The following is a 15785-nucleotide window of genomic DNA, read 5'->3' on the forward strand; positions in this document are numbered from 1 at the left end:
TATTACTCCGCGATCGAATTAGCATTCAAAAAAGGGGTGAGGCTTTCAGGCATAGGGATATTTTTTATGTGCATGGACCATGGGATTTCTTTAATGAACGCCTGTAATTTTTGCGCGTAACAGTGTCTGGTATCTTCCTTGAACCAATGCTCATTGTGATTGAGAAGCCCGCGATTATCTTCTTCATTGTCGCCGTGACTGTACCAATTTGAGCCACATTGAAAACTATTGAAGTACTGTTGCCAGTTTGAAAAAGCATGTTGAGTTTGACAAGCGATATCACGCCACAGAAAGAGTGCCTCCTCTTTATTTAGTAAATCGCCCATATAACCAGTGCGCACCAACATTGCACCCCGTGCAACGTCCCAAGCAAGGAGCTGAGGGGCCCCAACGCCCTGCCAGACGAGGTTAATAAAATGCAACTCGTTGAGCTTGTTAGAATCTTCTGTCGTTTCGAGTTTCTGTTTCCATTCTGTTGGGGTAAGACAAGCACGCATCTTAAACAGGTGGTCAATGCAGTACCCATGTGCATCACCGACTGTGAGGCGCTGTATCATTGCAACTAGCTTGGACTTTTCTGTGATCCCCCACCATTTTGATAGCGCTTGAAGGTTGTATTCTCTTGTTTCGTTTTTATCGTCCACACGAGGAATATCGTAAATGGATGGATCTAGAATACCGAAAAGGGGGGCTGTGAGCGCTAATCCTCGTCGGATCTCCTGCGGGCGAGTATCTATATACTTGGGGTTCATTATTTTACTATATCTGTCAATGTGAAACGGAATATGGGTGTAAGTTATAGGAGAAAGGACTGCTTTACTTTAAGTGCATGTTGTTGCTTATGGTAAATGAATGTTAGCTCGCATTCTCGATGAAAAAACAGAACCAAAACAATCGAAGATTTGCTTTGGATCGAGATCTTTCAACGAGAGTCGTTCTGTTACATAACTTGCATCGGCTTCTGAAGTTATAGGTAATTTTTAAGCAGGTTCTTTAGATTGGTATTTCCCTGCTGGTATGTTTTCGAATCCCAACCACGCTTTGTGTTAATCGGAGTGAGGTTTTTAGCTGTTTGGTAATAGATGGACATCAAAATCCATGTTGGGATGTCACTCTGAGTGTAGAGTAAGATGACAAATAGCGGGATACTCAGACAATAAAGCAACTTACGATTGCTCGGTTTGATGATCGCCAGTTCAAGCCTTTTACAGAGCCAGATCCAATACCCGATTTCGGCAACACCTAAAAGCCCTAAATAGTGAGAATAAGGTGCCAGATCAGGGTTTTCCATAAACCCGAGTGTACTTAGAGAAATAATCAGAGTGATGATTAAAGGAACAAAAACTAATCGCGTCAATAGACGTCGGTTATGGGAGATTGAACGGTGTGCGTTAGCATTTTTTTCTTTCAGTATTGTGTCTTGCAGGTGACAATCGAGTTTACTTTCAACGCGCGCCAGTAATAAACCGATCAGTGTTTCCATGTGCTTTTGTTCTGGGACAAACTCCTTGGTGAAAACCGCAAGATTCTCAAGTCGAGTGCCGTTTGGGTCGATGTCATGATAGAGCAGGGATATCAAGTAGCTTGCGCAATAATTGAGTTCATTATCAGCATGATGTGGAGCATGTAGGTCGAGTGTTGATGGACAAGGAATTCTATCTCTTGAAGTGGCGACTAGGGAGTAAACATAGTCCTCGTCTTTAATTTTTAGCGGTTGATCGTCAGTTCTATTAGCCAACTGCTTTGCTTTTTCTATGATGAAAGCTTGCGAAAGCGTACTTTTATGACTCGTTAGGTTAAGCAAGTGCCAACTTAAAATACCAGTAAAGCGCTCATGTTTTGATTGGCTTCGAATGTATATCGCCGCTAGGTAGACCTGTTGATTGGCAGGATGTACATGTTGCTGGTAAGCGGTGAGTAACGAGTCAAAATCGTATTGATGTGCAAGATCTTCAGCGGTGCGCTCGAAAAGATCTTGTATAACAAATTGACTTGAAAATGGTTCAAATGAAGAAAGATCAGGTGTCGTAGATGGCGTATTTTCTTTGTAATGTGATGCGACAACAGCAACAGGGCTGTTATTTAAAAATGCAGGCAAGGGAGAGTGGAACTCGTCAGTGATGGTGGTGCGTAAAAGGCATCGGTAGTAGTTTTCTAACCATTTAAAACAGCCTGGAAATTGCGTATCGTTGATCGGCGAAGTGATACGAAAGCTTGGATTGTTTATCCTCGAAATACCTAGTTTTCGATGTAACGCATTGTAAGGTTCGTCGTCAAGAATGTCTTTGTTGATAATACCTTGCTTACATAGCGCGTTGAACCACGAATCAGAAAGAAGAGGGTGACGTCGATAGATGGCGAGCCACTGGTGCGATGGTATACTTGCAACGACTTCATTAGAGATAGGAGGTGTATTAAGCCAACTGTCTTTGCCATATTCACCAAGCAGCGACTTGATTGACTCAGGTAACGCGTGGTCTGGATGATTGAATAGCTGGTATCGAGAAAAGAGTTTAAGTGTAAGCTGCCAAGCCCTGTCGCACTGAGCACTGCAATCTATATCGCTGATAGCGCTTTTTGCTTGTGCAAGATTGCCAAAGTTTATCTTCCAATACGCATTGAAAAATTGATCAAAGGGCGAGCTGCCCGTTAGTGTTTTATTCGATGTGAAATAGTTGGTCTCATAATCTCTCAGTACCGTCAGCAACTGCTGGTAGCGCGCATCTTCTACGTCATGTTTTTTTTCTAACAGTGTGAACTGCATTTCCCAATAGGCAGGCATTTGAGGTGAGACAAGATGATAAGTATAGGCGGTGGCGATGCTGAGTTCGGGGGAGCGGTAGGCACACCACTGACTGAGGTGAAAAGCAGCAATGTCGAATGCGTCGAGATCAATGAGTTTATCGATCACGGAAAACAGCATCTTTTCTTGGCCTAGTTGGCTACATGCCCAAGCGACGTAGTGCCATTCATCGGCTGTGAATGCGTTATAAGGTTCGTTGACAGCGGCCAGAGTGAACGGCAGCATTATCGTTTTGTTTGTAAATGCTATCGCATAGAAACATTGGAGCACTTTGGGTGCGATGGTGGAATGAAAATATTCCGGCAATACAGTGTGCTGTTCTAGGACTTGGGTAATCGCTTTTGGCTGTTTGTCACTAAGCGCTAACGCGAGGCTCAGGTAATAGTGAAAAATGGCCCGATGCATATGCTCAGGAAGCTGACATAGCGTTTCAGGGTTTATCCACTCTGGTCGTTGACGCCACGCAATCAAAGCGTCGAACATGCCTTGTTCCTCTTCGCTTCCTCTTTGTAGTTGTTGCCAATTCAGCGCGTCGAACAATATCTGTATAAGCTCGCTAGGTAACTGTCGGTGCGTGAAGATCCACGTTAAGACGATGGGTGATAACTCAACCTGGATTGATAGTGGAGCTGCAAGATATTGTACACGCCATGCTATCCAAGTCGCCTTGCAGTATCGCGTCATAGGGTCATCATAGATTTCTATCAAATTTCTTATCAGTTCCTCAGCAGCTTGATTGAGCAATGGAAAAGGGACACGAACCCTACCTTGGTTTGCGTGATTCATTTGATTTCCTTATCGACCACTTGTGGGGTTAATAACCATGATTGGCTATTTACCTCTGGCAGAGGGGTGTGCCATGGAATGTCATTGAGGTGAAGGTTAAAACGAGATGACTTGCCAAGGCGGTCAGAGCTGTAGTCAATTACCATATCGCTTTCTGTGAGGGCCTCTGCATCACATAGACCTTCTTGGTAGCTAAACCAGTGTTCCCCTAAGGTATAGCTGATCAAATACTCTTTCCATGAAGAAAACGTAGTTTGTGCAATGTGGCCGACATAGAGCAGATAATACTCGGCTTCTTTATTGGTAATAATCGAAGCGTAATGAGCTTGTCGGGTAAACATGACCAACCGTGCGAAATCCCAAGCTTTGAATTTTTTATGCTGGACCATGTGCCAAACCAATGCTGCGTATTCTAGTTCAATACGGTGAGTGTGAGATTCTGCTGTTTTTAAGGTTTCTGACCATTCGCTTGGTCGTGTGCAGGCACATTGGTCAATGACGTTTAACAAGGGCTCTTTGTCTATTCCGTTCCGGCATGCATCAAAAACAAACGCTTTGAACTCAGGCTCGGTTTCAACGCGTATCTGTTCTCGTAAACTGCCTCTCGCTTGCTCTGGCGTAAAATCCGAACCATCGTATGGGTTGATATCGGAGAACTCGGTACTAAAGTGCTGATAATGTAGTGGGCCGCTAAGTGTTAAACACCAGCGAATATGTTGCCGTGACGTGTCGAAAGAAAGAGGATCAAAGGACATAATAATGTAATCAAAGGCGTTAATTTATTTGATTTTAATGAATAGAAAATCAAATAAAACAGCCTAAAACGAAAACGTTAAAGAATGTGTATTGTGTCGAAAAAGACTATTGATTATTAAATAAGTAGCGTGATTAATATTCTCTTTATGTCTTATTTTTTTATTTTAATTTGTTATGTGCATGATTCTTCTGTGGCATTTGTAGCGAGGCCTGCTTTCTATTTAGGTATTGATTAATCTTCTGTTTAAGTTTTTATGATTGAAATCAAAGTGCTTTAGTTACATTTTGTAATGCGATCTGGTTAACCCAATGTAACTACTTTGCGGCGTTAGTTTTCTCTCTAATATGTTTAAAATGATATTGATTATTCGAAGAAAAATGGTGAGAGAATGAAACGGGGTTTATTGTTTGCTGGCATTTCGTTGGCGTTAGTTGGTTGTGGTAGTTCTTCCGATGGTGGTTTCACTTCTGATATGAGTGGTATGCCTTATGGTAGTTGGGCTAGCCCATCTCGAAATAGAATATTGGTGCACTATCCACACTTGGGTGTGCCTAATAACGTATTATTCGCAGATGTGGATTACTATATTCAGGTAGAATCGAGAGCAGCTAGGTATGACAACAAGACGCTTACGTTATCTAATTTTATATCCGGAACTTATGAGATGCCGGGTACTTTGAGGTTGGCTTTTGATGCGGAGGAAATAAACGCAACCTACAGTGGAACTGTTGATGGGACGCCATTTGAGGGCAGTCTAGTCAAGGTTAGCACCGTCGTTCCTGTAGCAGCAGTTGCTGAGGCACTTCGTACAGAAACAGAGATTGTTGATGGCGTCGAAGCCGTGAGTGTTAAATTTTATCAAGGCTGTGATTTTGACTTTAAACTTACGGAAGCAGAAGGCTATTATGCCATTAATGGCTTCGCAACTTCTTGTAGTAACGCTGAGCTAGAGGGAAGCTGGACCGCGGGATATGCGGCATTAGTTTTGAGCCCCTATGATGGTTATAGTTTGGTAATTCAGGCATCTAAGTCTGGGCATACCATAGAGCGCGAGATTAAGTTCTAGCAAAAGTCGCCGCTATTAATAAAAAGTCTAACAAAGGCGAGCCTCTGCTCGCCTTATTATTTACTGCCGCAGCTATTATCTGAATTCGGGCTTATTTAGCGTCAATGGAAACCAGTGAGTCGCGGTTTAAATCTTGAATGGTTTTCGCGCCTGTTAGCGTCATTGCCACCCGCATCTCTTTCTCATAAAGATCCAGTAAGTTTTCAACCCCTTTCTGTCCTTGGGCGGCCAATGCATAGACAAAAGAACGACCGAGCAGGGTGCAGTCTGCGCCAAGTGCCAGCATACGGACAACATCTAAACCAGTACGGATCCCTGAATCAACGAGGATTTTAAGGTCGCCTTTCACCGCATCTGCGATCGCTGGAAGGGCGCGTGCTGATGACATCACACCATCAAGTTGGCGACCACCGTGGTTAGAGACCACTATCCCATCCGCGCCAAAACGGACTGCATCTTTGGCATCTTCCTCATCGAGAATACCTTTGATGACCATAGGGCCGTCCCAGAAGTCGCGGATCCACTCAAGATCTTTCCAACTGATCGATGGGTCAAAGTTTTCACCTAGCCAGCCAATATAGTCTTCAAGCTTGGTGGGTTCGCCGCGATAAGTCGAAATGTTACCGAGGTCATGGGGCTTGCCGAATAAGCCGACATCGAATGCCCACTGTGGATGACGCATGGCTTGGAACACACGGCGTGCCGCTGCATTTGGGCCGCTCATCCCTGAGTGCATATCGCGGTAACGGGCGCCGGGGACTGGCATATCGACGGTAAACACCAAGGTGGTCACACCTGCGGCTTTCGCTCGCTCAAGAACATTTTTCATGAAGCCGCGGTCTTTAAGCACATAGAGCTGGAACCACATCGGGCGTTCAATTTTAGGAGCAACTTCTTCAATCGGGCAGACAGACACCGTTGACATGGTAAAAGGGATGCCTTTGTTATCTGCGGCTTTCGCTGCTTGTACCTCACCACGGCGCGCATACATGCCAGTCAGGCCTACTGGTGCCAATGCGATGGGTAGCGCGAGTTTCTCGCCGAAAAGCTCAGATTCTAAGTTGAGTTCAGACATATCATTTAAGACGCGCTGTCTTAGGGCAATGTCTGCTAAATCTGCCGTGTTGCGATGCAAGGTGTGTTCGTTGTATGACCCTCCATCGATGTAGTGAAACAAAAATGGCGGCAGTTTAGCTTTGGCCGCTGCGCGGTAATCAGTCGAGGCAGAAATAATCATATGTGTTTCCTAATCTAATATACTCAAACCACCTCAAGATGCTAGATTCAGAAGCGGCCTAGCGGGTCGAGTTCAAGACAAAGGTGTGAAGGAATGGCTTTCCCTTTCAAACACCTTTAACGCAGAAGTCGGGACGCTAGTTGCTTCCCGAAGGGCGAGTTTTCTAGGCTCGCCACCGTCGTTACTGTTTTTTGATTTAGTCCACTAGATCTTCAAAACAGTGTCTTGTTGACAAGCCTAGAAATTCTCGCTGAACGAGTATCTTGAGGTGGTTTGAGTATATGCCTTAAATATCCTAGTTTGCTTATGCGTGTTGTGTAATAGAGATCAAACACCCGTTACATCAACGTATCGGTCACAGTGAGTCCGTAAACCATGACTAAGCCCACGATTGCGGTCGCAAATAAATAGTAGAGGGTTGGGATAATGGTTTTGCGTAAGGTTGCGCCTTCACGACCAAGGAGGCCGACCGTCGCGGAGGCGGCAACCACGTTGTGGATTGCTATCATGTTGCCGGCTGCCGCACCGACGGCTTGCAGTGCAACAACGGCGACGGTAGAGATAGACAATGTTTGGGCAACTTCAAACTGAAATTGAGCAAACATCATGTTCGATACCGTATTTGAGCCAGCGATAAAGGCACCTAATGCACCGACTGTTGCACTGAGTGCTGGGAAGGCATCGCCAACTAATCCCGCTGCAAAGTTGGCGGTGGTGACTGGCATACTGGCTAGGTCTGCCGCATTGACGCCGGAGTTAATAAAAATACGCACCATCGGAATGGTAAAGACCAGCACAAATCCTGCACCAATTAAGGTTTTACTCGATTCACCGAACGCTTTGACGAGAGGGGTAGCGCTGCGAGTATGGAGCAGTGCGGCAATCAGAGCGACAAAAACTAGGATACCACCAGGAAGATAAAGTGGTTGGATCGCTGTGCTCACCCCGGTCTCACCTAGGATGTTACTGAAAGAGAGGCTAACGCTCTTTAGTAGCGCTTTAAAGTCTGGGCTAACACGGCTCGCAACAAGGACGACGGCAAGTAACACATAAGGCAGCCATGCCATTGCCATGCTCATCGGTTTCGCAGGCGCGTCATCTTGGTCCACTTTCAAAGAGCCAAGCCACTCTGCAGGCCATTGTTGCTCGTCCTCAAACTGCCAGGTTGTTTTCGGTACTAAGAAGCCACGTTTCGCCGCAGTCACAACGATAGAGAGACCAACTAAGCCACCAATTAGCGATGGGAATTCTGCGCCAAGGAATAGGCCAGTTAGGGCGTAAGGGACTGTAAAGGCAACCCCTGCGAATAATGCAAAAGGCAAAATATCAAGGCCTTCTGTCCAACTGCGCTTTTTGCCGAAGAAACGGGTCAGCATCATCGCCATCAAGACGGGCATTAAGGTGCCGACAATTGCATGGATGACGGACACACTTGCCGTAATTTGGGCAAGATAAGCTTCCCAGCTCGAGCCATTGGCGACGAGGGTTTCCGAGATGTTGTGTGTGTCTAAACCCTTGTTAATGCCGACCAAGATAGGGGTACCAACGGCACCAAATGAGACGGGTGTAGATTGAATCATCATGCCCATTAGCACCGCCGCAAGGGCTGGGAAACCGATCGCCACAAGTAAAGGTGCCGCGATCGCGGCAGGGGTGCCGAATCCGGACGCGCCTTCAATGAAAGACCCGAAACACCATGCAATGATAATGGCTTGGACACGTCTATCGGATGAGATGCCAGTAAAGCCATTGCGAATAGTCGCGATTGCACCAGTGTGCTTTAAGGTGTTGAGTAAGAAGATAGCGCCGAAAACAATCCAAAGCACAGAGACGGTGATCCCCAACCCTTGGAAGATAGAAGCTAACACGCGGGTCGTTGACATATCCCAACAGATTAGGGCAATCGCGACGGTTAAGCCGAATGCGACAGGCATCGCTTTTTTGGCTGGCCAGTTGAGGCCAACAAGTAGGATAGCCGCTGCCACAATGGGCGAAAAAGCGACTAGGGCAAGAAGGGTTTCACTCATAGGTACATCCTCGTACGAGCTCATATTTTCCTTGGGCGGACTTTATGGATCGTTGTTGTTATGTGTAGGTTTTGTTAAATCGCTTGGATTGTAGGGGTATTGATTTGCGTGATATATAGAAATAATGAAATAGATTGATTCCCAAAATCACATAATGATCGGATGCGATTGACGAATAGTGGCTTTTGATGACGTTGTGTAGACGTTATAAATACATTGTATTCTGAATATTTCTATTTAATTCAGTCATTTAAATTGAATTTGGGGCAGTCTTGATATGGTATTATTCCATGCATAAATTAAGGTTATAGAACGTAAAACGAGAAACCTTCGCCGGTATAGATGGATGATGAAACCCTAAAACTGTGAACTGTGTTGGTTTGACTGGCGGAGCAATATCGCTCGGTTTTTACTGGCTCAGTGTTATCCGACAACGCCTTGATCACCCATGGTTAATGTTTATCCGCCAACGCCATGTCGGCGCTTCGAACGTGTGTTGCCCTAAATGACGACCTAGCTCTATAAGTCTATCCCTTCGTTTTTGGGTTTTTGGGGCATGTGGATTTTTTGTTGATTATGTGATCACTTTGTTTTTTTGAGTGGGTTTTTGTGTAGCGATAGGGTGGCAGTTTTGATTTTTCATCTAACCCTTTAGGGTAGTTTAGAGTCAGAATTGACTTGAATCATACTCTACTTAATTTGCGAGGAAGAATATGTGCTCATTCAGGATAACAAAAGTTAGGGAATGCAATGAGCAAGTTGAAGCTGGTCATTATCGGTAATGGTATGGTCGGTCATCGTTTTATCGAGGATTTAGTTGATAAAACCGATGTCTCCAACATGGATATTACCGTGTTCTGCGATGAACCTCGCGTCGCTTATGATAGAGTCCACCTCTCCTCCTATTTTTCACACCATACTGCTGATGAGCTCTCTTTAGTAAAAGAGGGTTTCTACGAAAAACATAACATCCAAGTGTTGCTCGGTGAACGAGCGATGAATGTTAGCCGAGAAAACAAGACTGTATATTCAAGCAGCGGTCGCGAAATAACGTATGACAAGCTGGTACTTGCGACAGGTTCTTTTCCTTTTGTCCCACCCATTAAAGGTAGCGAAAATAAAGACTGTTTTGTCTATCGCACGATAGAAGATTTAAAAGCAATAGAAAAAGCTGCAAAGGGCAGCAAAGTCGGCACTGTGGTGGGTGGCGGTTTATTGGGATTAGAAGCGGCGGGCGCGCTGAAAGCGCTGGGTGTTCAAACCCATGTGGTTGAGTTTGCGCCAGTCTTGATGGCGGAACAACTTGATCTACAAGGCGGTTTGCAACTGCGCCGCAAGATAGAGCAGATGGGCGTACAGGTTCATACCAGCAAAAACACCCTGGAAATTGCCACGCAAGATGGGGAATCACGCAATGTAATGCGTTTTGCAGATGGTACAGAGCTGAATACTGACTTTATCGTTTTTTCCGCGGGTATTCGCCCTCAGGACAAACTCGCGCGACAGATGGGGCTAGGTATCGCGCCTCGCGGTGGTATTGAAATTAATGATGTCTGCCAAACATCTGACGCCGATATTTACGCAATTGGTGAGTGCGCCTCATGGAACGGCCAGTTTTACGGTTTGGTCGCACCGGGCTACAAGATGGCGACGGTTGCGGTTGATCATTTGCTAGGCAATGAAAGCCGCTTTGAAGGCGCTGACATGAGCGCAAAACTCAAGCTATTGGGTGTGAAAGTCGGCTCAATTGGCGATGCCAATGGCAGAACGCCCGGTAGCAAAGCCTACGTTTATCAGAATGATGATGAGGAAGTCTATAAACGCCTGACTGTCTCGGAAGATGGTAAACACCTGCTCGGTGCTGTTTTAGTTGGCGATACTGCGGATTATGGAGACTTACTGCAGTTAAAGCTCAATCAAATTGAGCTACCTCAACATCCGGATAGCTTGATCTTGCCAGCACATGCTGGGGCTGAAAAGCCAACACTGGGTGCGGATGCACTACCTGATAGCGCTGTGATCTGTTCTTGTTTTGATGTGACGAAGTCGCAAGTGGCGCAAGCGGTGGCGGATGGGCATCATACCGTGGCTGCCATCAAAGCAGAAACCGGCGCGGGAACAGGGTGCGGCGGGTGTATTCCGCTGGTAACGTCGGTGTTGAATGCAGAACTAGAAAAAGCGGGTGTCGAAGTCAAAAGCGATGTTTGTGCACACTTTCCTTACTCTCGCCAAGAGTTGTTCCATCTCATTCGCATCGAAGAAATCAAAACGTTTGATGAGGTACTTGCCAAGCATGGCCAAGGGTATGGCTGTGAAGTCTGCAAGCCTTTGGTCGGCTCGATTCTCGCATCTTGCTGGGGCGAGCACATCCTTAAGCCTCAGCTAGTTAAGTTGCACGATACCAACGACAACTTTCTGGGCAACATCCAAAAAGATGGCACTTATTCGGTGATTCCACGCATGCCGGGTGGAGAAGTCACGCCAAAAGCATTAGGCCGTTTAGCTGAAGTTGCTGAAGAGTATCAACTCTATACCAAGGTAACCGGTGCACAAAGGGTGGGTTTGTTTGGCGCGCACAAAGATGATCTACCCGAGATCTGGCGCAAGTTAATTGATGCCGGATTTGAGACGGGGCAAGCCTATGCCAAAGCATTGCGTATGGCGAAGACCTGTGTCGGTTCGACTTGGTGTCGGTTTGGTGTGCAAGACTCTGTGGGCTTGGGGGCGATGCTGGAGAATCGCTACAAGGGGATTCGGACGCCTCACAAAATGAAGTTTGGTGTTTCGGGTTGCACCCGTGAGTGTGCTGAAGCGCAAGGTAAAGATCTCGGTATTATTGCAACAGATGCCGGTTGGAACATGTACGTTTGTGGAAACGGTGGAATGAAGCCAAGACACGCCGACTTGCTCGCTTCCGACCTTGATGAGCAAACACTCGTGCAGTACATCGATAGATTCATGATGTTTTACATTCGCACCGCAGCACCACTGCAACGTACCTCAGTGTGGCTTGATAATCTCGAAGGGGGTGTGGACTACCTGCGTGAAGTGATTGTCGATGACAAGCTGGGGATTAATCATCAACTTGAAGCCGATGTTGAGCGCTTGGTGGAGGCATTTCAATGTGAATGGCAGTCGACAGTAAATGATGAGTCGCAGCTAAAACGTTTTGCGCATTTTATCAATGCTGATGGGCGTGATGAGAATATTGTTGTTGTGCCTGAGCGCGACCAGCATCGACCAGCAACAGTAGAAGAGAAAGACCAATCTAAAAAAGGCGATATTCTCCATGTCGCGTTGGAGTGTGAATAATGGAATTTATTCAAGTTTGTCATATCGATGACATTATTGCGGGTACAGGTGTTTGCGCCTTGGTTAATCAACGACAAGTTGCGCTATTTAGACCGACAGAAGGACATGAAGTGTATGCCATCAGCAATACTGACCCTTTTGCGCGCGCGAATGTGTTATCACGAGGGCTCATTTGTGAACACGACAACCAGCTTTGGGTGGCCAGCCCGCTGAAAAAGCAGCGATTTAATCTTCAAACAGGCCAATGTTTAGAAGATGAACGGTTTAGCGTCGCGTCGTTTCAAGTGCGTGTTGACGATGGCAAGGTGAGCGTGGCCACTCAATGAAAGTAGGGCGAAAGCCCTATTTAACTAACACCAAATTATATTCAAGTCATTTCAAAATGCAGGAATCAGATGCTGGCTAGCACATCGAGTTCAAGGCAAAGGTGTGAAGGCATGAAGTGACTTGAGTAAATGCATCCAAAAAGAATAAATAGCAAAGGTATCGTTTGAATTTGCCAACTGCTCAGTGTGCGTCAACGCCTTCACTATTTATTTTTTACTTTTATAAGGAAATAAGGGGCGCATATGTCATATATCAAACCCGCTGAATTTGTTCAAAACATGATCGACGCTGGCGAAAGTAAAGTGTTTATGTCGACGCGAGACACGGTTATTCGCGGCATTATGGCTGGAGCCATTTTGGCGATTGCTGTGGCTGTTGCGATCACTGCGACTGTGCAAACAGGGATGCCCATTGTCGGGGCATTAGTATTCCCAGTCGGCTTTTGTATTCTCAACTTGATGGGGTTTGATCTGTTAACGGGCGTGTTCGCGCTAGCACCTCTTTCACTACTAGAAAAGCGCCCCGGGGTAACAATGCAAGGGGTACTGAGAAATTGGGCGCTTGTTGGTCTTGGTAATCTAATCGGTGCAGTCACGGTGGCGTTTCTGGTTGCGTTAACTTTTACAATGAACTTTAGCCTTGAGCCGACAGCTGTTGGTCAAGCTTTTATAAAAGCGTCCACAGCTCGAACACTCGGTTTTGCTGAGCACGGTCTGAATGGTTGGATCACGGTGTTTGTGAAAGGCATCTTATGTAACTGGATGGTGTGCTTAGGTGTTGTCGGAGCGATGGTTTCGAAAAGTGTTGGCGGTAAAGTGCTGGCAATGTGGTTCCCTATCTTCATCTTCTTTGGCTTGGTGTTTGAGCATGCGGTGGTAAATATGTATTTATTCCCACTTGGTATGATGCTTGGCGCTGAATTTACGGTGATGGATTGGCTTATTTGGAATCAAATTCCCGTTACCTTAGGGAATATCATTGGCGGACTGCTAGTAACGGGTATGAGCCTTTACATTACCCACGGTCGAACGTTGCCAGCGCGAAATCAAATTGCACAAAACGAGCAAACGCCAAACGACGCGTGTTTGCCAAGTGGTGAGCGCGAGCTGGTGTAGGTGTAGCGTGATAGGCGGTAAACTAGGTGCCGCCTTTCACTCATCAATGAATAAGTTGCTGAAGCAAGAAGGGTTACAATGAAATCGGTACGTCATTCACATTCTACTCACACACCTAACGCGGGTTTTGTGTCTTTGGTTGGCGCAGGCCCAGGCGATCCTGATCTGCTTACTGTCAAAGGGTTGCGAGTCATACAGAACGCCGAAGTCGTGGTCTACGACCGCTTGGTCTCGAAAGACATCTTAGCGCTTGCGCCTGCGGACGCGGAAATGGTCTACGTCGGCAAGCAATTGGATTACCACTCAGTGCCACAACCGCTGATTAATCAATTGCTGGTGGAATACGCACAAGCAGGCAATCGCGTGGTGCGTTTAAAAGGCGGCGATTCCTTTATTTTCGGTCGAGGTGGTGAGGAGTTAGAGACTCTGGCAGAACACAATGTTCAATATGAAGTCGTTCCCGGAATTACCGCAGCGGCTGGTGCGACATCCTATGCTGGCATTCCACTGACCCATCGCGATTATGCGCAAGGCGTGCAGTTTATTACTGGCCATGTCCAAAAGCAGGGCGAGGAAGTCCAATGGCAAAACTTAACGGCAACGAATAACACCTTGGTTTTCTATATGGGTTTGAAACAGAGTGGGTATATTAGTGAAAAGCTGTCTGAACACGGTATGGATACGCATACCCCCTGCGCCATTATTCAACAAGGTACGACGGAGAATCAAAAAGTATGGTTGACTGATTTAACGCATCTTTCAGAAGCCGCGAAAGCAGCGAAAAGCCCAGCACTCATCGTGGTCGGTGAGGTAACAAAGCTGCACCGAAAGCTAAATTGGTTTTCCGTATCCGACATAGATTCATGTTGTAATAACGAAAACCCACACGCCAATGTACTGGTTAATGAGTACGAAATATTGGATTAATAACGATAAGAGTTTAGATACTATCAACGATGAGTCGCAATTAAAGGCGATATTTTTCTTGTTTATTGAAAGCTCAATAGCGGAGTTTTAATCTGCCTGTGTTTTTAAAAGGAAATCAACCACGATGCGTTAAGGAGTCCAATCGTGAATGATCAGGCAGTCACTATCCGTCGAATGCGCTCTGATGAGCGGCCACTAGTTAAAGCGTTAATGCAAGGAGCTTTTCCCTTGTTGATGCGGCTTTTTCTCTCATTTTCGCCATGGGTGTTAGTTGCGGAACGTAACGGCGCGCTTGTAGGTGGCGTTGTGTTAAAGATGTTTGCCCTGCCTAAGGGCTTAAAAGCGGGGCTCGTGTCGCTAATCTTTGCCTCAAGTGAGCATGCTGGCCGCGGAGTAGGAAAGGCACTTGCGGCTGATGGGGTTCAGTTATTAGAGAAAGAAGGTTGCGATAAAATCTTCGCTTGTGTTGAAGGGCATAATACAAACTCAAGTCGACTGTTTGTCGCCCAAGGCTTTGAGCGTTTATCGCTTTGGCAACAGTTTAAAGGATATGGCCTTGCTATTTTACCTATTTGGTTCCAAAGCTTGCACATCTTCGATATTGGATTTTTCTTGTGGGAAAAAGACACTTCCAATAATGAAGATAAGCAAGTCAGCCAAGGTGTTAACCCACCTAGTGGCAATCAAGCGATTGCTTGGTTGTTTGTCTTAGTTGCGCACATTGCGATTTTCTCGCTTTCTTATTTCCGTATGGGTACGTGGCAATCAGAGGTGTTTTGCTTACTGGCATTTTCATTTACCACACTGTTTGTGGTACGAAGTAGTTTAATGGTAATCGTGGCAACAACGGCCAAACACGCTTATGAATTTAGAATCTGGGAGTCAGGCTTAACACTGTCGACGCTCATAGCGACGGTATTTGGCGGTGGTGTCATAGCCCCCGGCAGTTACTATCCAAAAGGTGAGCAGTGGAAATACCAAAATGAGATGCCTTTGATGGCTAAAATGGCCCTCACTGCCTCAATCGGATTACTAGTGTTGCTAAGCGCCGTGTACTGGCTAGTAAATTATGGCGGACTGCCTGCTGAATATCTGCCATACGGTGAGACACTATTAACCTTCGGTATGAACCTGTTGGTGATCGATATTCTGTTACCTTTCTTTCCGTTAGCCTCTTATAACGGCAGGCGATTATGGGAATGGAACAAGGTGATATGGGGCCTAATCGCACTGCCAACCGCCGGACTGGTTTATTTGATTTAATTGATCCGACCAATAAAAAGCGTCGTCATAGTGGTGCAGACAAGTGTGCCCACTATGGTGGCCTTGATATAATAGCCGAGTGGCTTGAGGATATTTGGTGAATTATCAGATTGTGAGTGCCAGTCATTTGAGGATCGCGTTGGTGACTTCGCATATCAAGACTAA

At 46.0% G+C, this 15785-nt stretch carries 11 protein-coding genes; 6 read left to right on the forward strand and 5 right to left on the reverse strand.

What is annotated here, in order from left to right; translation table 11 throughout:
• Positions 1-2 precede the first annotated feature (2 nt).
• The 3 genes from TSUB_RS20415 to TSUB_RS20425 form a co-directional block, all read right to left on the reverse strand.
• Positions 3-752: a DUF1266 domain-containing protein gene (locus tag TSUB_RS20415; RefSeq protein ID WP_087018346.1), complete on the reverse strand. Its 750-nt coding sequence runs from the start codon at positions 750-752 to the stop codon at positions 3-5.
• Between the two features lie 215 nt (positions 753-967).
• Positions 968-3589 carry a hypothetical protein gene (locus tag TSUB_RS20420; RefSeq protein WP_087018344.1) on the reverse strand — a complete coding sequence of 874 codons (2622 nt, stop codon included), beginning with the start codon at positions 3587-3589 and terminating at the stop codon, positions 968-970.
• Positions 3586-4344 carry a DUF1266 domain-containing protein gene (locus tag TSUB_RS20425; RefSeq protein WP_087018342.1) on the reverse strand — a complete coding sequence of 253 codons (759 nt, stop codon included), beginning with the start codon at positions 4342-4344 and terminating at the stop codon, positions 3586-3588. Before TSUB_RS20425 ends, TSUB_RS20420 begins: the two co-directional genes overlap by 4 nt.
• Positions 4345-4734: 390 nt before the next feature.
• Here TSUB_RS20425 and TSUB_RS20430 point away from each other — a divergent pair, with 390 nt between their 5' ends.
• The gene (locus tag TSUB_RS20430; protein WP_087017170.1) at positions 4735-5412 is read left to right on the forward strand and encodes a hypothetical protein; all 678 of its coding nucleotides are present in this window, start codon (positions 4735-4737) and stop codon (positions 5410-5412) included.
• A 91-nt stretch (positions 5413-5503) separates the two neighbouring features.
• Here TSUB_RS20430 and lldD read toward each other — a convergent pair whose 3' ends face one another.
• Positions 5504-6649, reverse strand: a complete 1146-nt coding sequence (lldD, locus tag TSUB_RS20435) for an FMN-dependent L-lactate dehydrogenase LldD (RefSeq protein ID WP_087017167.1) — start codon at positions 6647-6649, stop codon at positions 5504-5506.
• 338 nt (positions 6650-6987) lie between these two features.
• Positions 6988-8676: an L-lactate permease gene (locus TSUB_RS20440; protein WP_087017165.1), complete on the reverse strand. Its 1689-nt coding sequence runs from the start codon at positions 8674-8676 to the stop codon at positions 6988-6990.
• A 750-nt stretch (positions 8677-9426) separates the two neighbouring features.
• Between TSUB_RS20440 and nirB the strand changes: the two genes are divergently transcribed.
• The 5 genes from nirB (at position 9427) to TSUB_RS20465 (ending at position 15620) form a co-directional block, all read left to right on the forward strand.
• Positions 9427-11988, forward strand: a complete 2562-nt coding sequence (gene nirB / locus TSUB_RS20445) for a nitrite reductase large subunit NirB (protein WP_087017163.1) — start codon at positions 9427-9429, stop codon at positions 11986-11988.
• Positions 11988-12314: a nitrite reductase small subunit NirD gene (nirD, locus tag TSUB_RS20450; protein ID WP_087017161.1), complete on the forward strand. Its 327-nt coding sequence runs from the start codon at positions 11988-11990 to the stop codon at positions 12312-12314. Before nirB ends, nirD begins: the two co-directional genes overlap by 1 nt.
• A 243-nt stretch (positions 12315-12557) precedes the next feature.
• Positions 12558-13430 (forward strand): formate/nitrite transporter family protein, encoded by an 873-nt coding sequence (locus TSUB_RS20455; RefSeq protein WP_087017158.1) that lies wholly within the window; start codon positions 12558-12560, stop codon positions 13428-13430.
• Between the two features lie 78 nt (positions 13431-13508).
• Entirely contained in the window at positions 13509-14357 is an 849-nt protein-coding gene (cobA, locus tag TSUB_RS20460) for a uroporphyrinogen-III C-methyltransferase (protein WP_087017156.1), read from the forward strand.
• A gap of 144 nt (positions 14358-14501) precedes the next feature.
• A complete protein-coding gene (locus TSUB_RS20465; protein WP_087017153.1) occupies positions 14502-15620 on the forward strand; it encodes a GNAT family N-acetyltransferase in 1119 nt (372 codons plus the stop codon).
• The last annotated feature ends 165 nt before the right edge of the window (positions 15621-15785 follow it).

Origin of the sequence: Thaumasiovibrio subtropicus, assembly GCF_019703835.1 — a bacterium.
Classification (GTDB): Bacteria; Pseudomonadota; Gammaproteobacteria; order Enterobacterales; family Vibrionaceae; genus Thaumasiovibrio; species Thaumasiovibrio subtropicus.

What these genes read in the sequence shown, in the direction of transcription:
- lldD (WP_087017167.1), bottom strand. Translation starts at nt 6,649, where the DNA reads ATGATTATTTCTGCCTCGACTGATTACCGCGCAGCGGCCAAAGCTAAA.
- cobA (WP_087017156.1), top strand. Translation starts at nt 13,509, where the DNA reads ATGAAATCGGTACGTCATTCACATTCTACTCACACACCTAACGCGGGT.
- TSUB_RS20425 (WP_087018342.1), bottom strand. Translation starts at nt 4,344, where the DNA reads ATGTCCTTTGATCCTCTTTCTTTCGACACGTCACGGCAACATATTCGC.
- TSUB_RS20420 (WP_087018344.1), bottom strand. Translation starts at nt 3,589, where the DNA reads ATGAATCACGCAAACCAAGGTAGGGTTCGTGTCCCTTTTCCATTGCTC.
- nirB (WP_087017163.1), top strand. Translation starts at nt 9,427, where the DNA reads ATGAGCAAGTTGAAGCTGGTCATTATCGGTAATGGTATGGTCGGTCAT.
- nirD (WP_087017161.1), top strand. Translation starts at nt 11,988, where the DNA reads ATGGAATTTATTCAAGTTTGTCATATCGATGACATTATTGCGGGTACA.
- TSUB_RS20455 (WP_087017158.1), top strand. Translation starts at nt 12,558, where the DNA reads ATGTCATATATCAAACCCGCTGAATTTGTTCAAAACATGATCGACGCT.
- TSUB_RS20415 (WP_087018346.1), bottom strand. Translation starts at nt 752, where the DNA reads ATGAACCCCAAGTATATAGATACTCGCCCGCAGGAGATCCGACGAGGA.
- TSUB_RS20430 (WP_087017170.1), top strand. Translation starts at nt 4,735, where the DNA reads ATGAAACGGGGTTTATTGTTTGCTGGCATTTCGTTGGCGTTAGTTGGT.
- TSUB_RS20440 (WP_087017165.1), bottom strand. Translation starts at nt 8,676, where the DNA reads ATGAGTGAAACCCTTCTTGCCCTAGTCGCTTTTTCGCCCATTGTGGCA.